24 protein-coding genes are annotated in these 20,856 nt (G+C 65.2%); 14 read left to right on the forward strand and 10 right to left on the reverse strand.

Annotated features, from left to right (window positions below):
• Window positions 1–128 precede the first annotated feature (128 nt).
• On the forward strand, window positions 129–497 hold the full coding sequence (locus tag AB843_RS22780) for a VOC family protein (protein ID WP_048649213.1): 369 nt from the start codon (window positions 129–131) through the stop codon (window positions 495–497).
• A 37-nt stretch (window positions 498–534) separates the two neighbouring features.
• Here the strand turns inward: AB843_RS22780 and AB843_RS22785 are convergent, their stop codons facing one another.
• Window positions 535–738, reverse strand: a complete 204-nt coding sequence (locus AB843_RS22785; RefSeq protein ID WP_048649214.1) for a SlyX family protein — start codon at window positions 736–738, stop codon at window positions 535–537.
• 170 nt (window positions 739–908) lie between these two features.
• Between AB843_RS22785 and AB843_RS22790 the strand changes: the two genes are divergently transcribed.
• Genes AB843_RS22790 through deoA form a run of 6 tightly spaced genes read left to right on the forward strand, consistent with a single transcriptional unit; the run spans window position 909 to window position 7,076 of the window.
• Entirely contained in the window at window positions 909–2,441 is a 1,533-nt protein-coding gene (locus tag AB843_RS22790) for an ABC transporter ATP-binding protein (RefSeq protein WP_048649215.1), read from the forward strand.
• Window positions 2,438–3,577, forward strand: coding sequence for an ABC transporter permease (locus AB843_RS22795; protein ID WP_048649216.1), 1,140 nt, complete (start codon window positions 2,438–2,440; stop codon window positions 3,575–3,577). Before AB843_RS22790 ends, AB843_RS22795 begins: the two co-directional genes overlap by 4 nt.
• 1 nt (window position 3,578) lies before the next feature.
• Window positions 3,579–4,550: an ABC transporter permease gene (locus tag AB843_RS22800; protein WP_048649217.1), complete on the forward strand. Its 972-nt coding sequence runs from the start codon at window positions 3,579–3,581 to the stop codon at window positions 4,548–4,550.
• Window positions 4,550–4,945, forward strand: coding sequence for a cytidine deaminase (locus AB843_RS22805; protein ID WP_048649218.1), 396 nt, complete (start codon window positions 4,550–4,552; stop codon window positions 4,943–4,945). The genes AB843_RS22800 and AB843_RS22805 overlap by 1 nt, the downstream gene beginning before the upstream one ends.
• Window positions 4,942–5,748 carry a purine-nucleoside phosphorylase gene (locus tag AB843_RS22810; protein ID WP_048649219.1) on the forward strand — a complete coding sequence of 269 codons (807 nt, stop codon included), beginning with the start codon at window positions 4,942–4,944 and terminating at the stop codon, window positions 5,746–5,748. Before AB843_RS22805 ends, AB843_RS22810 begins: the two co-directional genes overlap by 4 nt.
• Window positions 5,749–5,756: 8 nt before the next feature.
• On the forward strand, window positions 5,757–7,076 hold the full coding sequence (gene deoA, locus AB843_RS22815) for a thymidine phosphorylase (protein WP_048649220.1): 1,320 nt from the start codon (window positions 5,757–5,759) through the stop codon (window positions 7,074–7,076).
• Between the two features lie 243 nt (window positions 7,077–7,319).
• On the opposite strand, the gene AB843_RS22820 is transcribed toward deoA, so the two are convergent.
• The 3 genes from AB843_RS22820 to AB843_RS22830 form a co-directional block, all read right to left on the reverse strand.
• Window positions 7,320–7,892 (reverse strand): TIGR02281 family clan AA aspartic protease, encoded by a 573-nt coding sequence (locus tag AB843_RS22820; RefSeq protein ID WP_048649221.1) that lies wholly within the window; start codon window positions 7,890–7,892, stop codon window positions 7,320–7,322.
• Between the two features lie 97 nt (window positions 7,893–7,989).
• A complete protein-coding gene (gene upp, locus AB843_RS22825; RefSeq protein WP_048649222.1) occupies window positions 7,990–8,619 on the reverse strand; it encodes a uracil phosphoribosyltransferase in 630 nt (209 codons plus the stop codon).
• Between the two features lie 71 nt (window positions 8,620–8,690).
• Complete coding sequence (locus AB843_RS22830) at window positions 8,691–9,671, reverse strand: adenosine deaminase (protein ID WP_048649223.1); 981 nt, start codon at window positions 9,669–9,671, stop codon at window positions 8,691–8,693.
• Between the two features lie 108 nt (window positions 9,672–9,779).
• Between AB843_RS22830 and ubiE the strand changes: the two genes are divergently transcribed.
• From ubiE to AB843_RS22865, 7 genes are all read left to right on the forward strand, one after another.
• A complete protein-coding gene (gene ubiE, locus AB843_RS22835) occupies window positions 9,780–10,556 on the forward strand; it encodes a bifunctional demethylmenaquinone methyltransferase/2-methoxy-6-polyprenyl-1,4-benzoquinol methylase UbiE (protein WP_048649259.1) in 777 nt (258 codons plus the stop codon).
• A 10-nt stretch (window positions 10,557–10,566) separates the two neighbouring features.
• Window positions 10,567–12,141 carry a 2-polyprenylphenol 6-hydroxylase gene (gene ubiB / locus AB843_RS22840; protein WP_048649224.1) on the forward strand — a complete coding sequence of 525 codons (1,575 nt, stop codon included), beginning with the start codon at window positions 10,567–10,569 and terminating at the stop codon, window positions 12,139–12,141.
• A gap of 340 nt (window positions 12,142–12,481) precedes the next feature.
• Window positions 12,482–12,739 (forward strand): FitA-like ribbon-helix-helix domain-containing protein, encoded by a 258-nt coding sequence (locus AB843_RS22845; protein ID WP_048649225.1) that lies wholly within the window; start codon window positions 12,482–12,484, stop codon window positions 12,737–12,739.
• On the forward strand, window positions 12,723–13,148 hold the full coding sequence (locus tag AB843_RS22850) for a type II toxin-antitoxin system VapC family toxin (RefSeq protein ID WP_048649226.1): 426 nt from the start codon (window positions 12,723–12,725) through the stop codon (window positions 13,146–13,148). The genes AB843_RS22845 and AB843_RS22850 overlap by 17 nt, the downstream gene beginning before the upstream one ends.
• 14 nt (window positions 13,149–13,162) lie before the next feature.
• Entirely contained in the window at window positions 13,163–14,425 is a 1,263-nt protein-coding gene (gene coaBC, locus AB843_RS22855) for a bifunctional phosphopantothenoylcysteine decarboxylase/phosphopantothenate--cysteine ligase CoaBC (RefSeq protein ID WP_048649260.1), read from the forward strand.
• Window positions 14,422–14,943 carry a GNAT family N-acetyltransferase gene (locus tag AB843_RS22860; RefSeq protein ID WP_048649227.1) on the forward strand — a complete coding sequence of 174 codons (522 nt, stop codon included), beginning with the start codon at window positions 14,422–14,424 and terminating at the stop codon, window positions 14,941–14,943. Before coaBC ends, AB843_RS22860 begins: the two co-directional genes overlap by 4 nt.
• Before the next feature lie 106 nt (window positions 14,944–15,049).
• Window positions 15,050–15,967: a pirin family protein gene (locus tag AB843_RS22865; protein WP_048649261.1), complete on the forward strand. Its 918-nt coding sequence runs from the start codon at window positions 15,050–15,052 to the stop codon at window positions 15,965–15,967.
• Between the two features lie 356 nt (window positions 15,968–16,323).
• Here the strand turns inward: AB843_RS22865 and AB843_RS22870 are convergent, their stop codons facing one another.
• The 6 genes from AB843_RS22870 to AB843_RS22895 form a co-directional block, all read right to left on the reverse strand.
• On the reverse strand, window positions 16,324–16,815 hold the full coding sequence (locus AB843_RS22870; RefSeq protein WP_048649228.1) for an SRPBCC family protein: 492 nt from the start codon (window positions 16,813–16,815) through the stop codon (window positions 16,324–16,326).
• Window positions 16,816–16,831: 16 nt separating this feature from the next.
• Entirely contained in the window at window positions 16,832–17,377 is a 546-nt protein-coding gene (locus AB843_RS22875; protein ID WP_048649262.1) for an SRPBCC family protein, read from the reverse strand.
• A 44-nt stretch (window positions 17,378–17,421) separates the two neighbouring features.
• Window positions 17,422–17,760, reverse strand: coding sequence for an ArsR/SmtB family transcription factor (locus AB843_RS22880; protein ID WP_048649229.1), 339 nt, complete (start codon window positions 17,758–17,760; stop codon window positions 17,422–17,424).
• 75 nt (window positions 17,761–17,835) lie between these two features.
• Window positions 17,836–18,186, reverse strand: coding sequence for an MliC family protein (locus AB843_RS22885; RefSeq protein WP_048649263.1), 351 nt, complete (start codon window positions 18,184–18,186; stop codon window positions 17,836–17,838).
• 134 nt (window positions 18,187–18,320) lie between these two features.
• Window positions 18,321–18,980: a peroxiredoxin gene (locus AB843_RS22890; protein WP_048649230.1), complete on the reverse strand. Its 660-nt coding sequence runs from the start codon at window positions 18,978–18,980 to the stop codon at window positions 18,321–18,323.
• A 192-nt stretch (window positions 18,981–19,172) separates the two neighbouring features.
• Window positions 19,173–20,762, reverse strand: coding sequence for a peptide chain release factor 3 (locus AB843_RS22895; RefSeq protein WP_048649231.1), 1,590 nt, complete (start codon window positions 20,760–20,762; stop codon window positions 19,173–19,175).
• Window positions 20,763–20,856: the final 94 nt, after the last annotated feature.

Below are 20,856 nucleotides of genomic sequence, written 5' to 3' on the forward strand. Positions count from 1 at the left end.
CTCCTTGGGCAAGGCAGGATGACGCATCCCAAGACTTAGCAAACAATCGGCCCGCCGCCACCCTCCGCCCTTTCAGGAACGCGCCCATCGGCTATAACTCTTCCTCCAGGTAGAATTGGAACGGCGCCATGAAACAGAAAGTAACCGGCATAGGCGGCTTGTTCTTTCGCGGACGCGACCCGCAGGAACTGGCCGCCTGGTATCAGGAGCATCTCGGCGTCGACAGCCTGTTCGAGACCGTCTGGAAACAGGAGGCCGGGCCGACGATCTATGGCCCGTTCTCGCACGATACCAAGTATTTCGGCCGTTCAGAGCAGCAATGGATGGTCAATTTCCGCGTTGGCGATCTCGATGCGATGATCGCCCAGTTGAAGGCCGCCGGCATCGCCGTCGAGACCCGCGCCGAATGGGATTCGGAAGTCGGCCGTTTTGCCCGCATCCACGACCCCGAGGGCAATCCGATCGAGCTTTGGGAGCCGGCCGACCGTTCCGGATGAGGATGGAGCGCCGTCACGACGCGGCAAATGCCTCCCCTCACCAATGCGGCGGCTTGGTCACCGGCACGTCGGGCGCGGTCTGCTCCTCCAGCGCCAGGAAGCGCTCGGTCAGGCGGTCGAGCTTGGTCTGCAGCCGCTCCGTCTCCTTCCACTGCCGCGTCAGCTCGGCGGAAAGCTCCTCGATGGTCTTTTCCTGCTCGGCGGCCAGCATTTCCAGCTTTGTCAGCCTGTCTTCGTTCATGGCCGCGGCAATCCCTGAATGTTGTAGCGCAAATCGCCCGGGGAAATTGACAAGCCGGCCCGCTTTTGTCGAGAGTGTTATCCTCGGTATCTTTCGGGCGGTTGGCACGAATGGACCCGCATGATAATTCATTGACCAAACGATAAAAAAATCGGGGAAATGGGCCGCCGATGGCGCACACGGCAATCGAGCTCAACGGCATCAGCAAGAGCTTTGGCGCGGTTCACGCAAACCGCAACATCGACCTCAAGATCACCGCCGGGACGATCCACGGCATCATCGGCGAGAACGGCGCCGGAAAATCGACGCTGATGTCGATCCTCTACGGTTTCTACCAGGCGGACCGGGGCCGCATCCAGGTGGGCGGCAAGCCCGTCACCATCAACACGCCCAGCGCGGCCATCGCGCTCGGCATCGGCATGGTCCATCAGCACTTCATGCTGGTGGAGAACTTCACCGTCCTGGAAAACGTCATCCTGGGCGCCGAAGGCGAGGCATTGCTCAACACCTCCATCGCCAAGGCGCGTTCGGAGCTGGAACGGCTGGAGCGCGACTACGGGCTGGAGGTCGATCCCGACGCGGTGATCGAGGACCTGTCCGTCGGCCTGCAGCAGCGCGTGGAAATCCTCAAGGCGCTCTATCGCGGCGCCGAAATCCTCATCCTCGACGAGCCGACCGGCGTGTTGACCCCGGCGGAGGCCGACCATCTGTTCCGCATCCTCCGGCAATTGAAGGACGAAGGGAAGACCATCATCCTCATCACGCACAAGCTGCGCGAGATCATGGCCATCACCGACAATGTGTCGGTCATGCGCCAGGGGGCGATGGTGGCGACGCGCAAAACCTCCGAAACGACGGTCGAGGAGCTGGCCGAGCTGATGGTCGGCCGCCGCGTGCTGCTCAGCGTCGAGAAGGGCGAGGCGAAGCCCGGCGGCGTGATGCTGTCGGTGAAGAATTTGACGGTCAAGGATTCGCGCGGCGTCACCATGGTCGACAATGTGTCGCTCGACGTGCGGGCCGGCGAGATCGTCGGCATCGCCGGGGTGGCCGGCAACGGCCAGTCGCAGTTGCTCGATGCCGTGTCGGGCGTGCAGAAGGCCGTTTCCGGCACGGTGACGCTGGATGGCGTGCCGGTGGCGCTGACGGGCGAGGCGGACCCGGCCGACCTGCGCCAGCGCGGCATGGCGCATGTGCCCGAGGACCGGCATCATGTCGGCCTGGTGCTGCCCTTCGAGGAAAACGAGAACGCCATGCTCGGCTATCACCGGCAGGCGAAATATCTGAACGGCCCGTTCCTCGATATTGCGGCGATCCGCAACGACGCGCGCGAGAAGATCGAGAAATACGACATCCGCCCCGCCGACTGCCGGCTGAAGACGGCCAATTTCTCCGGCGGCAACCAGCAGAAGATCGTGCTGGCGCGCGAAATGGAGCAAGACCCGAAGGTGCTGATCGTCGGCCAGCCGACGCGCGGCGTCGATGTGGGCGCCATCGAGTTCATCCACAAGCGGCTGATCGACATGCGCGACCAGGGCAAGGCGGTTCTGCTCGTCTCCGTCGAGCTGGACGAGATCCGCTCGCTGTCGGACCGCATCCTCGTCATGTTCGCCGGCCGCATCGTCGGTGAGCGCGGACCCGATGCCAGCGAAGCCGAACTTGGCCTGCTGATGGCCGGCGTCGAGGAAAAGGAGGCGGCGGAATGAGCGCGCCCTACGCGAAACTGCCCGCCTGGGCCGATTACGGGCTGATTCCGCTGATCAACCTCGCCGTCGCCTTCCTGGTGGCCGGGCTGGTGGTGATGCTGGTCGGCGAAAATCCGTTCCGTGCCGCCGTCATCCTGGTCGACGGGGCGCTCGGGCGCGGACAGAACATCGCCTATACGCTGTATTACGCGACGAGCTTCATCTTCACCGGCCTGGCCGTCGCCGTCGCCTTCCATTGCAGCCTGTTCAACATCGGCGGCGAGGGGCAGGCCTATGTCGGCGGGCTGGGCGTCGCCGTGGTGTGTCTCGCCTTCGACAGCATCCTGCCATGGTGGCTGGTGTTTCCGCTGGCCGTGGCGGGCGCGGCCGTTTTCGGCGCGGCCTGGGCCTTCATCCCGGCCTATTTCCAGGCCAAGCGCGGCTCGCACATCGTCATCACGACGATCATGTTCAACTTCATCGCCGCCAGCCTGATGGTCTATCTGCTGGTCAATGTGTTGAAACCCGCCGGCAGCCAGGCGCCGCAGACGCGCACCTTCGTCGAGGGCGGTCACCTGCCCAAGCTCAACTGGATGCTGGAGGCGCTCGGCCTGTCGGTGCGCTCGGCGCCGTTCAACCTGTCCTTCCTGCTGGCGCTGTTGGCCGCCTTCCTGGTCTGGGTGCTGATCTGGCGCACGCGGCTCGGTTATGAAATCCGCATGCGCGGCTTCAGCCCCAAGGCGGCGCGCTATGCCGGCGTCAGCGAAACGAAGATCATCATCATCGCCATGCTGATCTCCGGCGCGCTGGCCGGCATGATGGCGCTCAACCCGGTGATGGGCGACCAGAACCGGCTGCAGATCGATTTCGTCACCGGCGCCGGCTTCGTCGGCATCGCCGTGGCGCTGATGGGCCGCTCGCATCCGGCGGGCATCGTGCCGGCGGCCATCCTGTTCGGCATGCTCTACCAGGGCGGCGCCGAACTCGCCTTCGAGATGCCCAACATCTCACGCGACATGATCGTCATCATCCAGGGTCTCGTCATCCTCTTCGCCGGCGCGCTGGAGCACATGTTCCGGCCGACGTTGCAGGCGGCGATCGCCAGCCTCAGCCCGCGCTCCATGGGCGCCGAGGCGCGCCAGGGGGAGGGTGGCTGAGATGGATTTCTTCCACACGCTGATCCTGCTTCTCGATTCCACCGTGCGGCTGTCCGTGCCGCTGCTTCTGGCGGCGCTGGCCGGCCTCTATTCGGAGCGCTCCGGCGTGTTCGACATCGGCCTGGAAGGCAAGATGCTGGCCGGCGCATTCGCCGCCGGCGCTGCCGCCGCCGTCACCGGCTCGGCCTGGGCCGGACTGGGGGCGGCGATGCTCATTTCGATCTTCCTGGCGCTGGTGCACGGCTTTGCCTCGATCACCCATCGCGGCAACCAGATCGTCTCGGGCGTCGCCATCAACTTCATCGCCGCCGGCTCGACCATCATTCTCGGCCAGGCCTGGTTCCGCCAGGGCGGGCGCACGCCGTCCCTGTCGGCCGGCGGCCGCTTCGGCGCCATCGAACTGCCGTTTGCCGATGCGGTGCGCGACGTGCCGATCCTCGGCGAAATCTATTCGGAACTCCTGTCGGGCCATTCGCTGCTCGTCTATGCGGCCTTCCTGCTCGTTCCCTTCACCTGGTGGGTGCTGTTTCGCACGCGCTTCGGCCTGCGCCTGCGGGCTGTCGGCGAAAACCCGGCGGCGGTCGACACGGCGGGCATCTCCGTTTCCTGGCTGCGCTATCGCGCCGTGATCTGCACCGGCATCCTGACCGGCATGGCCGGCAGCTATCTTTCGCTGGCGCAGAATGCCGGCTTCGTGAAGGACATGACGGCGGGCCGCGGCTTCATCGCGCTGGCAGCGCTGATCTTCGCCAAATGGAAGCCGGTGCCGGTGATGTTCGCCTGCCTGCTGTTCGGCTTCCTCGACGCCTTCGCCATCCGCGTCCAGGGCACGCCGCTGCCGCTGATCGGCCAGGTGCCGGTGCAGTTCATGCAGGCCCTGCCCTATGTGCTGACCGTGGTGCTGCTTGCCGGCTTCATCGGCAAGGCCATTCCCCCGCGCGCCGGCGGCGTGCCCTATGTGAAGGAGCGCTGATGAGCGCCGACGATCTTTTCGCCGCGGCCAAGGCCGCCATGTCGCATGCCCACGCGCCCTATTCGCAGTTTCCCGTCGGCGCGGCGGTGAAGACCAAGGCCGGCGCCATTCATGCCGGCTGCAACATCGAGAACGCCTCCTATCCGGAGGGCTGGTGCGCCGAGACGACGGCGCTCGGCCACATGGTCATGGCCGGCGGGGGCAAGGTGACGGAGATCGCCGTCGTGGCGGAGAAAATGGCGAAGATCATGCCGTGCGGCGGTTGCCGGCAGCGGCTGGCGGAATTCGCCGCCGAGGATGCGGTGCTGCATCTGTGCGATACCGATGGCGTGCTGGAAACCGTGCCTTTTTCCGCCGTCTTCCCACGCGGCTTCTCGTTCGAGGACGGCAAATGAAAGAGGCGATCGACCTGTTAACGGAGCGGCTGGAAGGGCTCGCTCCGCGCCTTGGCCTGGTGCTCGGCTCCGGCCTCGGCGGCCTGGTGGACGCGGTCGAGAACCCGGTTCGGTTTGCCTATGGGGATTTACCGGGGTTTCCGCACAGCGGCGTCACCGGCCATGCCGGCGAGATCGTCGCCGGCAAGCTTGCCGGCACCCACGTCGTCATGCTGGCGGGACGGTCGCACTATTACGAGCATGGCGACCCGGCGGCGATGCGCCCGGCGCTGGAGGCCTTGTGGGGCATCGGCGTGACGACCCTGATCCTGACCAACGCGGCGGGATCGCTGCGAGAGGAGATGCCGCCCGGCTCCGTCATGATGCTCGACGACCACATCAATTTCTCCGGCGCCAACCCGCTGATCGGCGAGGCGAGCGACCGCCGTTTCGTCGGCATGAGCGAAGCCTATGACGCGGGCCTGCGCGACGCCCTGGCGGCGGCGGCCGAAAAGGCCGGGGTGGAGTTGCACAGGGGCGTCTACATGTGGTTCTCCGGGCCGAACTTCGAAACGCCGGCGGAAATCCGCATGGCGCGCGTGCTGGGCGCCGACGCGGTCGGCATGTCGACCGTGCCGGAGGTCATCCTGGCGCGCTATTTCGGCCTCAGGGTCGCCGCCTGCTCGGTCATCACCAATCTCGGCGCCGGCATGAGCGCCGGCGAGCTGTCGCACCAGGAGACCAAGGACATGGCGCCAATCGGCGGCCAGCGCCTGGCGAGAATCCTCGGCCAGCTCTGCGCCGACGGCCTGCCGGAAGGCTGAGGGCTGCGATGCTGCCGCAGGAGATCATTCGCAACAAGCGTGACGGCGGCATTCTGTCGAAGGCGGACATCGCCGATTTCGCCCATGGCCTGTCCCACGGCACCTGGAGCGAAGGGCAAGTGGCGGCGCTCGCCATGGCGATCTTTCTCAACGGCATGAATGCCGAGGAGGGCGCCGCCCTGACCATGGCCATGCGCGATTCCGGCAAGGTGCTCGACTGGTCCGACCTGCCCGGCCCGGTCACCGACAAGCATTCCACCGGCGGCGTCGGCGACAATGTCTCGCTGATGCTGGCGCCGATCGTGGCGGCCTGCGGCGCCTTCGTGCCGATGATCTCCGGCCGCGGCCTCGGCCACACGGGCGGCACGCTCGACAAGATGGATTCGATCCCCGGCTACACCAGCCAGCCGGACGACAGGCTGTTTGCCAGGACCGTGCGCGATGTGGGATGCGCCATCATCGGCCAGACGGGCGACCTGGCGCCGGCCGACAAGCGCTTCTACGCGGTGCGCGATGTGACGGGAACGGTCGAATCGATCCCGCTGATCACCGCCTCGATCCTGTCGAAGAAGCTCGCCGCGGGACTTTCGTCACTGGTGCTCGACGTGAAGTCCGGCAATGGCTCGTTCATGGCGGACGCGCGCGGCGCGCGAAAGCTGGCCGACAATCTGGTGAGTGTGGCCGACAGCGCCGGCCTGCCGGCCACGGCGCTCCTGACGGACATGAACGAGCCGCTGGCATCGGCGGCGGGCAATGCCGTCGAGGTGCGCAACGCCGTCGATTTCCTCACCGGGCGCAAACGCGACAAACGCCTCGAACAGGTGACCCTGGCGCTGGCAGCCGAAATGCTTCTGGCGACACGCATCGCCGGCACGGCCAAGGATGCCCTGGTGCGTGCGCAGGCGGCGCTCTCCAGCGGTGCTGCCGCAGAGCGGTTCGGCCGGATGGTGCGGGCGCTCGGCGGGCCAGCCGACTTCGTCGAGACTGCGGAGCAATACCTGCCCAAGGCAAAAGTGCTGTTGCCGGCAACCGCCGAGCGCGACGGCTTCGTCGGGCGCATCGCGACGCGGGCGCTGGGCGTGGCGGTCATCGAGCTGGGCGGCGGACGGCTGAGGCCGGAGGATGCGATCGATCATTCGGTCGGCCTGACCGACTGCCTGCCGATCGGCGCCGAGGTGCGGCGCGGCGAACCGCTGGCCATGGTCCATGCAAGCGCCGCCGGCGACGCGGAGCGCGCTGTGGCGGCGGTGCGGGCGGCCTACGGGATCGCGGAGGACAAGCCGCGCGCCGGCAGGGCGATACTGCGGCGGGTGGTAAGCGATACGTAGCGCGAACACGACATCAGGCCCCACACCGCCCGATTGATCCCGCTCGCCGCACGCACCTGCCCGACGTTCCGGCATGGATCCTCGGCTCGGGGGCCGAGGATGACGAATTGCAGAGGGGTTTGTGTCAAACGCCGAGGCTGGCGATCGACATCGTTCCTCCCAAACACTCGTCATCCTCGGGGGGCGTCGCCGAGTATGGTGGCGATACGTAAGGTCCGGACGCCATTACCAGTAAGCCAACGGTTACTGTTCGAGGACCAGCTCGCCGTTCTCCACCTGATAGCGCGCCAGGCGCTTGAGGAAGCTCATGCCGATCAGAACGCCGTCCAGGGCCTGGTCCTCGAGCACGACCGCATCGATATTCTCCAGGAAGATGCGGCCGATCTGCAGCGTCTCGATCATCGCCGCGGCGGCTTTCGTCTGGCCATTGGCGGTGCTGACCTTGTATTTGAAGTCGCCCGGCGAAAGCCGCAGGCCGATGCGACGGGCCGTCGATCTGTTGATGGCGATGTAGGTGGCGCCGGTGTCGACCATCGCCCTGATCTCACGGCCGTTCAGCTTGAAGCGACCCATATAATGGCCGCGCGTGTCGGCCGCGATGCTGACTTTCTTGCCAAGCAGAACCGAGGTCTTGCCGTTCATCTCCAGGCGATTGAGCGCCACGTTGCGCGGCGCTTCTGCCTGTTCTTCGGCCGTATCGTCGGCGAGCGTGCTGCGCAGCAAAGTCCGGTAGAAATCCGGGTCGTTCTGATAGAGCGCCGGCACGGCCGCTGCGGCTCCAACGACGGCACCCAGCATGAGCAGTTTGCGAAACATAGACGCCATCCCAACCGTAAGCGGATACAGTCTATGCGCGTATGGTCATCGTAGTTTTAACGGTAGCAGCGAACCGCGTGGCTTGGTTAAGCTACGGTTATTTCGTGCCGTACATACGGTCGCCGGCGTCACCCAGGCCGGGAACGATGTAGCCCTTCTCGTTAAGCTTACGGTCGATCGAAGCGGTGAAGACCGGCACGTCGGGATGCGCGGCGCGGAAACGCTCCAGGCCCTCCGGTGCTGCCAGCAGGCAGAGAAAGCGCAGATTGGTGGCACCGCGTTCCTTCAGCTTGTCGACGGCGGCGATCGCCGAATTGGCCGTCGCCAGCATCGGATCGACGACGATCACCAGCCGGTTGGCCAGATCGCTCGGCGCCTTGAAGAAGTACTCGACCGCCTGCAACGTATCATGATCGCGGTACAGGCCGACATGGGCGACACGGGCCGCCGGCACCAGGTCGAGCATACCGTCCAGTAAACCGTTACCGGCGCGTAACACCGAGGCGAACACCAGCTTCTTGCCTTCCAGTGTCGGCGCGTCGATGATCTCCATCGGCGTCTCGATCTTGCGGGTCGTCAGCTCCAGGTCGCGCGTCACCTCGTAGCAGAGCAGAAGCGAAATCTCGCGCAGCAGCCGGCGGAACCCGGCCGTCGAGGTTTCCTTGTCGCGCATGATGGTCAGCTTGTGCTGGACAAGCGGATGGTCGACGACGGTGACGCCCTGCATGTGCTGTTCCCTGTAAATCCGTTGTTCCGGTCGATCTTAACGGCTCGATGCCGCGCGGCATACCGTCTGGCTTACGGAGCCACAGCTTTGTCGCCGAGACGACGCAGCAGCATAGCGCGCGTCGCCTCGTCGATGAACGCCGCTTCCAGCGCCGTCCGCGTCAATCCGGCCAGGGCGTTGTCGTCCAGATCGAAGACCCGCGCCGCGACCGCATATTCGTGGGCGAGCGAGGTGTGAAAGTGCGGCGGGTCGTCGGAGTTGAGAGTCACGCGGCAACCCGCCGCCAGCAATTGCGGCAAGGGGTGGCTGGCGAAATCGGCGAAGACCTTGAGCGTGACGTTGGAAACCGGGCAGACCTCCAGCACCACCCGCTCATCGGCCAGGCGGCGCACCAGGTCGGGATTCTCGATGGCGCGCACGCCGTGGCCGATGCGCGCCGGGCGGATATGGTCGAGGGCGGCAGCGACGCTCTCCCAGCCGGCCAGCTCGCCGGCATGAACGGTAGTGCCGAGGCCCGCCTCGCGGGCCATGTCGAAGGCGCCTACGTAATCGCGCGGGTGGCCGAACCGTTCTTCGCCGGCCATGCCGAAGCCGGTCACCAGCCTGTGCCCGCAACCGGCGGCAAAACGCGCCGCCGCCATCACCGATGAAGCGCCGAAATGGCGTATGCCCGTGACGATCATGCGTCCCTCGATGCCGGTCGAGGCGCGCGCCCGGACGATCCCCTCGCCGAGCGCGTCGGCATAGGCGCCGGGCGACAGGCCGGCCTTCCCGGCATGGTCGGGGGAGATGAAGATCTCGGAATAGATCGCGCCGTCGCGCGCCAGGCCGGTCAGATAATCCTCCGCCAGCAACGCGTAATCCTCCTCGGTGCGAAACAGGCCGGCGGCGGCGTCATAGGCGGCGAGGAAGCTGGTGAAATCATGCCAGATATAGGCGCCGTCCCTGAGGAAGGACGATGTATCGACGCCGTATTTTCGCGCCTGCACGACCACCAGATCGGGCGACGCGGCTCCTTCGATGTGGCAGTGAAGCTCGGCTTTGGCGACCATCTCGGCTCCGTTATCGACCGGCCGCCGGCGCGGCTGTTCATCGCGCTTTTGATAATAGCGCCATGGCTGCCGATGGGCTATGGTCCGGGCGTTTTTGAAAGGGTTGCAATGTCGGAACAGCGTACCACCGCGCAAGGCGGCATGGAGACCGCTTACGGTTTCCGCCAGGTTGGCGAGGGCGAGAAGCAGGGGCTGGTCAACACGGTGTTCCACCGCGTCGCCGAACGCTACGACACGATGAACGACCTGATGTCGGCGGGCCTGCACCGGCTGTGGAAGGACGCCATGGTGGCCTGGCTGTCGCCTTCGAAGCGGCCCGGCTATACGGCGCTCGACGTGGCCGGCGGCACGGGCGACATCGCCTTCCGCATCGTCGAGGCGTCACGCGGCCAGGCGGACGTGACGGTGCTCGACATCAACGGCTCGATGCTCGAGGTGGGCCGCGCGCGCGGCGAGAAACGCGGCATCGCCGACCGGCTGACCTTCGTCGAGGCGAATGCCGAGGATCTGCCGTTCGAGGACAATTCCTTCGACGCCTACACGATCGCCTTCGGCATCCGCAACGTGCCGCGCATCGACAGAGCGTTGAGCGAGGCGTTTCGCGTGCTGAAGCCCGGCGGGCGGTTTCTCTGCCTGGAATTCTCCGATGTCGACATGCCGCTGCTCGACAAGGTCTATGAGGCCTGGTCGTTCCACGCCATTCCGCGCATCGGCAAGGCGGTGACGGGCGACGACGAGCCGTATCGCTACCTCGTCGAATCGATCCGCAAGTTTCCCAATCAGCAGAACTTCGCCGCCATGATCCGCACCGCCGGCTTTTCGCGCGTCACCTGGCGCGACTATTCGGGCGGCATCGCCGCGCTGCACTCGGGCTGGAAGATTTGACGGTCCGACCATGAGTGTTTTCGGCGCATATTTCCGCCTCGCCCGCGCGGGCTGGATTCTGGTTCGCGAAGGGGTCGTCGCGGCGCTTCCCGGCGACCAGCTCGAAGGCATGCCGCGCTTTGCCTGGCGCGTGGCGACGCTGATGTCGCGCCGCCGCTCGACGCGCCGCGCCCGGCCCGAGCGCCTTGCCAAGGCGGTCAACCGGCTTGGCCCTTCCTATGTCAAGCTCGGCCAGTTCCTGGCGACGCGGCCCGACGTGGTCGGCCACGACCTGGCGCGCGACCTGGCGAGCCTGCAGGACCGCATGGATACGTTTCCCGAGGCGCAGGCGCGCGCGGCCATCGAAGGCTCGCTCGGCCTGCCCGTCGAGGCGCTGTACGCCGAACTCGGCGGCCCGGTGGCGGCCGCCTCCATCGCCCAGGTGCACGAGGCGCGCACCGTCGACGGGAACGGCACCAGGCACGTTGCCGTCAAGGTTATCCGGCCGGGCGTCCGGCGGCGGTTCAACAACGATCTCGAAAGCTACTTCCTGGCGGCGCATCTGCAGGAGCGGTTCATGCCGTCGACGCGCCGGCTGAAGCCGGTGAAGGTCGCCGAGACGCTGGCCCAGGTGACGAAGATCGAGATGGACCTGCGGCTCGAGGCCGCCGCCATTTCCGAACTGCACGAGAACACGAGGGGCGATCCCGGCTTCCGCGTTCCGGAGGTCGACTGGCAACGCACCGGCCGCGACGTGATGACGCTCGAATGGGTCGACGGCACGAAGATGTCGAACGTCGAGGCTCTGCGCGAGGCGGGCCACGATCTCGAATCGCTGGCGCGAACGCTGATCCAGTCGTTCCTGCGCCACACGCTGCGCGACGGTTTCTTCCACGCCGACATGCATCCGGGCAATCTTTTCGTCGAGGCGGACGGCACGATCGTCGCCGTCGACTTCGGCATCACAGGTCGAATCGGCAAGAAGGAACGGCACTTCCTGGCCGAGATTCTTTACGGTTTCATCACCCGCGATTTCCGCCGCGTCGCCGAAGTTCACTTCGAGGCGGGCTATGTGCCGGGGCATCATGACGTCGCGGCGTTTGCCCAGGCGCTGCGCGCCATCGGCGAACCGATCCACGGGCAATCGGCCGAGACCATCTCGATGGCGCGCCTGCTGACGCTGCTGTTCGAGGTGACGGAGCTGTTCGACATGCAGACGCGGCCGGAGCTGCTGCTTTTGCAGAAGACGATGGTCGTCGTCGAGGGCGTGGCGCGCTCGCTCGATCCGCACTTCAACATGTGGAAGTCGGCCGAGCCGGTGGTCTCCGACTGGATCGCCGCGAACCTCGGTCCGCGCGGCATGCTGAACGATGCGCGCGACGGGATCTCGGCGCTTGCCGCTTTCGTTCGCCAGGCGCCGGAGCTGGCGGCGCGCACCGAACGCCTGTCGCGCGAGATCGACGCCATGGCCGAGCGCGGACTGCGCTTCGATCCGGAAACGGCCGAGGCGATCGGCCGCTCCGAGGCCCGCCACACACGCGGCGGGCGGCTCGCTCTGTGGGCGATCGCCGTGATTCTGGCCATCATCGCCTGGCAGATTTCCTGACGCCAGCCAGCATTGCCTTCAGTGCTGCCCGGGCAAATCCGGTAATTCGACAATTGCCTGGAGGTTGGCGATGCTGCAATGACAGCATTGCTAGCACGAACTCGCAAACCATTAAAATTCCTGGGGTTTTCGTCGCAAATGGAGACATTCCAGCACTGCCGGTGGTGACAGCATTGCTGGCAAACCCTATAAAATCGCGTAGGTCCGCGGCGCCATCGATCGGTGGATCGAAGCGCCGGGAAGGCCTGAGAAGGCACCGGAATATGCGCCGCGCCAGCATTGCTGTCATTGCTGGCGCGGTGTCGCGTGCCGGTTTGATGGAGGTGTAGACAAGCGGACCATGGCGACGTTGACCATACGCAATGTGGACGATGACGTGCGGCGCGCCCTGCGCAAACGCGCCGCCGAAAACGACGTTTCAATGGAGGAAGAGGTGCGCCGCATCCTGGCCTGGAGCGTCAGCCCGGCAGCGAAGGCGGCTGCACCGCAAAGGCGACGGCCAAGCGTTTCGGCCATGCGCAAGCTCGCCGTGAAACCCAACGACCCGTTCGACCTCAAAACGATCTGCGATGAGATATGGGATGAAGGTGTTTTGTGACCCGGCCTTCGTCATCGACACGTCGGCGCTGATCGCCATGTTGAACGACGAACAGGATGCGGAGGCTTTTCGCCAGGCCATGGTCACGGCGGAAACCGTCCTGATCAGCGCCACGACGATCCTCGAAGCGCACTATGTCGCCAAGCGTCTGTCGCTGGCCGACGGCCATTCGCGGTTGAGCAATTTACTGTTGGAGATCGCCCCCGAGACGGTAGATTTTGACGAGCCGCAATTGACAGCGGCGCGTATGGCCTATGCCCGCTACGGCCGCGGCGCCGGCCATCCCGCCGCGCTCAATATCGGCGATTGTTTTGCTTACGCTTTGGCCAAGACTCGTAACCTGCCGCTCCTTTTCAAAGGCGACGATTTCGTCCATACCGATGTGGAACCCGCCCTGAAACCGGCGTGAAAGAATTCGGTGCCATGCCTGAAGGACAATCGCTGCTTGCCAGAACGCGCATCCTGCTGATCATCGGCGGGGGGATCGCGGCATACAAATGCCTCGACCTGATCCGCCGCCTGCGCGAGCGGGGCGCGGCCGTGCGCTGCGTGATGACGCGGGCGGCGCAGGAGTTCGTCACGCCCCTGTCGGTCGGCGCGCTGTCGGCGGACCATGTCTTCACCGAGCTGTTCGACCGCCAGGACGAACATGATGTCGGCCACATACGCCTGTCGCGCGAGGCGGATCTCGTCGTCGTCGCGCCGGCGACCGCCGACCTGATGGCCAAGCTCGCCGGCGGCCAGGCCAATGATCTCGCCTCGGCCGTGCTGTTGGCGACCGATAAGCCCGTGCTGATGGCGCCGGCCATGAACCCGCGCATGTGGCAGCACAAGGCGACACGCCGCAACCTTGCCACGCTGCAGGGCGACGGCGTCGCCTTCGTCGGCCCCGGCGAGGGCGAGATGGCCGAAAGCGGCGAAGCCGGCTTCGGCCGCATGGCCGAGCCGCTCGACATCGTCGCAGCGATCGAGGCGATGCTCGCCGACCGGTCGGGACCGCTCGCCGGGCGCAGGATCATCGTCACATCCGGCCCCACCCACGAGCCGATCGATCCGGTCCGCTACATCGCCAACCGTTCGTCCGGCAGACAGGGTCACGCGCTCGCCGGTGCGCTGGCGCGGCTCGGTGCGGACGTCCATCTCGTCTCCGGCCCGGTCTCGATTCCCGACCCCGTGGGCATTGCCGTCACCCATGTGGAAAGTGCGCGACAGATGCGCGACGCCGTCGAGGCCCTGCTGCCGGCCGACGCCGGCATCTTCGTTGCCGCCGTCGCCGACTGGCGGCCGGAAATGGAAACCGACGAGAAGATCAAGAAAAAGAAGGGTGCGGCAGCTCCTGCCCTGCAGCTCACCGAGAACCCGGACATCCTTGCCGGTGTCGGCCACCATAAGAAGAGGCCGGCGCTGGTTGTTGGCTTCGCCGCCGAGACACAGAACCTGCTCGACAATGCCCGCGCCAAGCTCGACCGCAAGGGCGCCGACATGATCATCGCCAATGACGTGTCGCATGACAGCGGCGTGGGCCGCAATGGTGTCATGGGCGGCGTGATGGGCGGCGAGCGCAATCGCGTCGTCGTCGTCAGCCGCGACGGAGAGGAAGCCTGGCCGGAGATGGACAAGGACGAGGTGGCGGCGCGGCTCGCCACGCTGATTGCCGAAAAACTGAACGCGAAAGCCGCCGAATGACGCCGACACCCGTCCTGGAAACCGAGCGATTGTTGCTGCGCGCTCACCGCATCGAGGATCTCGACGCCTTCGCCGCACTGTGGGCTCAGCCGGAAGTGGTGCGGTTCACCTCCGGCGCGCCGCTCAATCGCGAAGACGCGTGGCGCCGGCTCGTCAGTCATCGCGGCATGTGGAGCCTGATGGGTTTTGGCTATTTCGCCATCGAGGAGAAGGCCACCCGATCATTCCTTGGCAGTGCCGGCGTCCAGGAATGCCGGCGCGCCATCGCGCCTTCGCTGGAGGGGACGCTGGAAGCGGGCTGGATTTTCGGCGTCGAGGCGCAGGGCAAGGGTTACGCGCGTGAGGCGATGAGGGCGGTGCTTTCCTGGTGCGGCGAAGCGCATGCGGACATGGACGTCACCTGCATTATCAATGAAGAGAACGAGCCGTCGCGCAAGCTCGCCGCCCACCTCGGTTTTCGCGAGCGGGCGCGCGCGCAGTACAAGGAGCGGCCGACCATCGTTTACTGGCACGACTGATCGGCGCTGATTGTCTCAAAATAGTGAACAATTTGTCACCCCTGGCGCCGATGCGCCGGGGTCGGGAAGAACCTATGTTTGCCGCAAGCAACAAATGGAGTTTCCCATGTCCATTCGTCCCGTAAAGCAGCTTTCCCATGCGCAACCGACCATCGAGGGTGCCGGCGTGCGGCTTGACCGCGCCTTCGGCTTCGGCGACCCGAAGCTTGCCGATCCGTTCCTGCTGTTCGACGATTTCCGCAACGACCGGCCGGAAAACTACCAGGCCGGCTTTCCATGGCATCCGCATCGCGGCATCGAGACCATCACCTATGTGCTGGCCGGTTCGGTCGATCACGCCGACAGCCTCGGCAATGCCGGCTCGCTCGGCGCCGGCGACGTGCAATGGATGACGGCCGGCAGCGGAATCCTGCATCAGGAAATGCCGCAGGGCGACCGGCAAGGCCGGATGCACGGCTTCCAGCTCTGGGCCAACCTGCCGGCGAGCCAGAAAATGACGACGCCACGCTACCAGGACGTGAAGGCCGGCGACATTCCGGAGATCGTCGACGATGACGGCACGCGGGTGCGTGTCGTGATGGGCGAATTCTGGGGCAAGCGCGGCCCGGTCGACGGCATCGCGGCAGACCCGCAATATCTCGACATCTGGGTGCCGCCCGGCAAACGCAAAGTGCTGCCCGTCGACACGTATCGCAGCGCCTTCGCTTATATTTTCGAGGGCTCCGGCACGTTCCGCGACGCATCCAAGCCGTTTGGCGTATTGCTGGAAAAGGAACTCGCCGGGCAGGAAATCCATCTGCGCGACTTGAGCGGCGACCGCACTCTGGTCGTGTTCGACACCGGCGACGAGGTCGTCGTTCAGGCCGGCGAGCAAGGCATACGCTTTCTGCTTGTCTCCGGCCGGCCGATCCAGGAGCCCGTTGCCTGGCATGGGCCGATCGTCATGAACACGCGCGAGGAGCTGATGCAGGCCTTCTCCGAATTGAACGCCGGGACGTTCATCCGCGAGAAGGCGAAAAAGTAAGCCGGCGCTGGATCGGTCCCGGCGGCTGCGCGGTGCGTCCGAACGGGCGCGCCGCGCCCTGGCCTCTTGTTTCTCCGCGATCATGCGGGCGTCAGGTGGTTTCATCCGATTGCAAACGCCAGTGGGCTGATACTTCGAGTATCCGGATCAGGCTGCCGCGTTTCCTCTCCGGCCGCGTTCGCGCGGTCATCCAGTGCTAGCAAGCATGGGATTTATGGTCGACTAATGCATGTCGCATTCAAATGGATTCATTTGAATGACAACGAACATGCATCACTTCAAGATGTTACAGCGTCCTTTGCGCGTCTGATAAGACGCGCGGCGCTGTAAGTGAACGATGAAAGCCGACCAGCCGCTCAATCGGCGGACGCGCCGTCGCCGATCACCCGGTCAAGATGCCCGAGCACGAGCGGCCAGGCGGCTTCATGGCTCCTGACCGCTCTTTCGTCGGCAAAGCCTGCGTGGGCGAGGCGCAGATGGGCGCCCTTGCCGCGCGGGGTCAGATCGACGGTAACGACCGTCTCCGCGCCGTCGGTGCCGCCCTTGCCGGTCACCCAGGTCAGTTCGACGAGGCGGCCCGGCTCGAGGCGCAGGAAACGGCCGTAATGCGGGTGCCGCGTGGCCGGCTTGCCTTCCTCCATCTCGAACACCGTCTCGAAGAAGAACGGCGCTGCGACGCGTGGCTGCATGAACACCGAGCCAGGTGCTGCAAACCAGCGGTCGAACTCCTCCGTCCAGGCGCGGTAGAGCACGGCCGGCGGCGCCTTCATCACGCGCGAGACTTCAAGCCGGTATGGCCGTTCCGATAGATCGGGCGGGGACGCCTGGATGGCGGGGCGATCATTCACCGGACGATCCTCCGTTTCAGCTTGCGCCGTAGCGCTTCCTGTAGTCGGCTTCGAGTTTCTCGATGCGGCCCCAGAAGGGCGGCTTCTCGCCACCTTCGAGCAATGCCGCGAGCACACCCAGATGCGCGTGCCAGCCGCCCGAAACGTCGATCATCTCGCCGCGGTTGGCGAGGCGCTTGTGGGTGACGACGAGCAACACCTTCTCGCCTTCGGGAAACAATTCGAAGACCACTTCGCTCTCCATTCCGTCGCCCGGCCAGGAAATGCCCAGCACACGCGGCGGATCGAATTCGGTGATCCGGCAGGGCCAGTTCATGTCTTCTTCCATACCCTTGTATTTCTCCGGCGTCGGTTCGTCGGTGAAATCGGAATGGTGGAAGGAAAGCTCTGCATGACTGCCGGGTCTCAACTCCATCTCGCCGCGGGCGAGCCATTGGCGGCGCTTGTCCGCCTCGGTCAGATAAGCCCAGACGCGCTCGACGGGACCAGGCAGCAGGCGCTCGAAGCGAACCGTATCGGGCGCTATGGCGACGCCATAGGCATCATGATCGACCTTGCTCATCTGCTTCTCCAAAAATTCGAATGGCGGTGGTTGCCCACCGAAGGTCATTCTTCGTCGTCTTCCGCGACAAGCAGTGCCTCGAGCACGTCGAGCCGACCCGTCCAGAAGCGCTCATAGTGGCGCAGCCATGCCTGCGCCTCGGCCAGGTGCTCCGTTTCCAGACGACAGTAGTGGACCCGACCGGCGACACGGCGGCGCACCAGGCCCGCCGTCTCCAACACCTTCACATGCTTGGAAACACCGGCGAGCGACATGTCGAACGGCTTGGCCAGTTGGGACACGCTGTGCTCGCCACCGGCCAGCCGGTGCAGCATGGATCGCCGTGTCGGATCGGACAAGGCGTGGAAAACGGCATCGAGATGCGGCGACTGAAACTCAACCATATGGTTGAATTACGCCTGACTGACCTGAATGTCAACCATTTGGTTGAGCATTGACCGCCGGCTCGAGCTGAAGGATCAGCGCCCGGCGGCGCAGGAAACGGGCTTGGCGTCTTCTCCCCGCGACACGTCGTACAGATCGCCGTGGTCGCCCTTGGTCCACCAGACGAAGTTTCCTCCCGCATATCGGGCGCCCGAGGCGGAAGGCACGGTGACGACAACGACGTTGCGCGCCTCGAACTGCAAGACGGCGAGCGCGATGTCGCCGGCGTTGTGGTACGTCGCCGTCAGCTCGAAATCCGGGCACCGATAGGTCACGCTGTCGGCTTCGACCGCGCTGACATAAGGCAGGTCGAGCTCCACTGTGGCGGCGTGGACGCCTGGTGCGGCGAGCAGCATCGTAACAAGGATCGGCAAAAACCGGCGCATGGCAAAGCTCTCCTGAAATCCGCGTGCAAACGGCAGCCAAGCGCCGCATGGCGGCGATTTCATGTCCTGCGCGCGCGAAACAACCCGGCGAGCCTGAGCCCCCGGGTTGTTGTCAAAGCGGCATTGATCCGGCCTCAGGCGGAAGGCTGCTTGGTCTTGCGCAGATAGGGCAGGATCGTCTCGAACGAACCGAAGCGCTTCACCGCATCCTCGTTGGAAACGGCGGCGGTGATGATGACGTCCTCGCCCTGCTGCCAGTTGGCGGGCGTCGCCACCTGGTGCTTGGCGGTGAGCTGGATCGAATCGATGGCGCGCAGGATCTCGGCGAAATTGCGCCCCGTGGTCATTGGATAGGTCAGCACCAGCTTGACCTTCTTGTCCGGGCCGACGACATAGACCGAGCGCACCGTGGCGTTGTCGGCGGGCGTGCGACCCTCGGAGGAATCGCCCGCATCGGCCGGCAGCATGTCGTACAGCTTGGCGACCTTCAGGTCCTTGTCGCCGATCATCGGATAGTCGACACCATGGCCGGTGGCCTTCTTGATGTCGTCCTTCCAGCGCACATGGTCTTCCACCGGATCGACGGAAATGCCGATGATCTTGGTGTTGCGCTTGGCAAACTCGCCCTCAAGGCCGGCCATCGTGCCAAGCTCGGTGGTGCAGACGGGGGTGAAATCCTTCGGGTGGCTGAACAGCACGGCCCAGCCGTCGCCGATCCAGTCGTGGAAGCTGAGCGAGCCCTGGGTGGTCTCGGCGGTGAAATCGGGTGCCGTATCGTTGATGCGAAGACTCATCGTTCTCTCCTCCTGAATGAGATGAAACGCGGATGATCGTTCCTGTCCGCGCAGGATAGCAACGTAAGCACGCGCCGTAGAGCCTGATCTAGGATTTAATTGGCGCGGCGGCTTGGAATCTCATTTCCAATAACAGGAATGCCGGGGAAAATTCCCCCCGCAACCATGCCACTAGACCGAAATGCTCCCGGCTCAGGCGGCCTTGCGCGTCTGATAATCCTTGATCGCGGTGAACTTGACGGCCTTCCAGCGGTCGGCCTCGTAATTCAGGCCGAACTCATGCGGCGCCAGGAAGACCGGATCGTCGTCGAGATCGCGGGCGATGTCGCCGCGATGCGCGGTGATGAAGCGATCCACCTCGCCCTTGTCCTCGGAGGAGATCCAGCGGCAGACGGAGAAGCGGGCCATTTCGAAATCGACCGGCAGCGCGTATTCGTTCTTCAGCCGCTCCTTCAGCACGTCGAGCTGCAGCGCACCGACCACGCCGACGATGGCCGGCGAGCCATCCTCCGGCGTGAACAGTTGCACGACGCCCTCCTCGGCCATCTGCTGCAGCGCCTCGCGCAGCTTCTTGGCCTTCATCGCATCGCCGAGCCGCACACGGCGCAGGATTTCCGGCGCGAAATTCGGCACACCGCGAAAGATCAACTCCTCGCCCTCCGTCAGCGTGTCGCCGATCCTGAGCGTGCCATGATTGGGGATGCCGACCACATCGCCGGCAAAGGCCTCGTCAGCCGTGATGCGGTTCTTGGCGAAGAAGAACTGCGGCGCCGACAGGCTGATCGGCTTGCCGGTGCGCACCAGCTTGGCCTTCATGCCGCGCTCCAGCCGGCCGGAGCAGACGCGCACGAAGGCGATGCGGTCGCGGTGGTTGGGGTCCATGTTGGCCTGGATCTTGAAGACGAAGGAGGTCATCTTGTCCTCCGTCGCCTCGACACGGCGTGAATCCGCATCCTGGGCGCGCGGCTCCGGGCCGATGGCGCCGAGCGCCTCGATCAGGTCGCGCACGCCGTAATTCCTCAGCGCCGAGCCGAAATAGACCGGCGTCAGATGTCCCTCCCGAAAGGCCTTCACGTCGAACGGCCGGCAGGCCTCCTTGGCCAGCAGCATCTCCTCGAGCAGCACGTCACGCTCGTTCTCCGGCAGGAGGCCGGCGACGGCATCGGCCTCGGGGCCGTTGACGGCGATCGGCTCCACATCGTCGTCGGAGCGGCGCATGGTGTTGTTGGCCAGGTGATAGGTGCCGGCAAAGCTCTTGGCCCGGCCGATCGGCCAGGTGATGGGCGCCGTGTCGAGCGCCAGCTTCTGCTCGATCTCGTCGAGAATCTCGAACGGGTCGCGGCTCTCGCGGTCCAGCTTGTTGACGAAGGTGACGATCGGGATGTCGCGCAGCCGGCAAACCTCGAACAGTTTCAGCGTGCGCGGCTCGATGCCCTTGGCCGCATCGATGACCATGATGGCGCTGTCGACCGCCGTCAGCGTGCGGTAGGTGTCATCGGCGAAATCCTCGTGGCCCGGCGTGTCGAGCAGGTTGAAGACATGATCGCCATATTCGAAGGTCATCACCGAGGTGACCACGGAGATGCCGCGCTCACGCTCGATGTTCATCCAATCGGAGCGCGTCTGGACGCGGTTCTTCTTCGCCTTCACCTCGCCGGCAAGCTGGATGGCGCCGCCGAACAGCAGCAGCTTTTCCGTCAGCGTCGTCTTGCCGGCGTCCGGGTGCGAAATGATGGCGAAGGTGCGGCGGCGCGCCACCTCGCTGGAGAGAGGCATGGTCATGTCCGGGATTCCTTGGTCGACGCGCGGGCTTTTACAGCATTTCGGACGCTGGTGAAACCGTCTCGATCGCCAATGTCGAAAGCACTCGCATCAA

This window comes from Nitratireductor soli (assembly GCF_001050155.1).
GTDB lineage: Bacteria > Pseudomonadota > Alphaproteobacteria > Rhizobiales > Rhizobiaceae > Nitratireductor > Nitratireductor soli.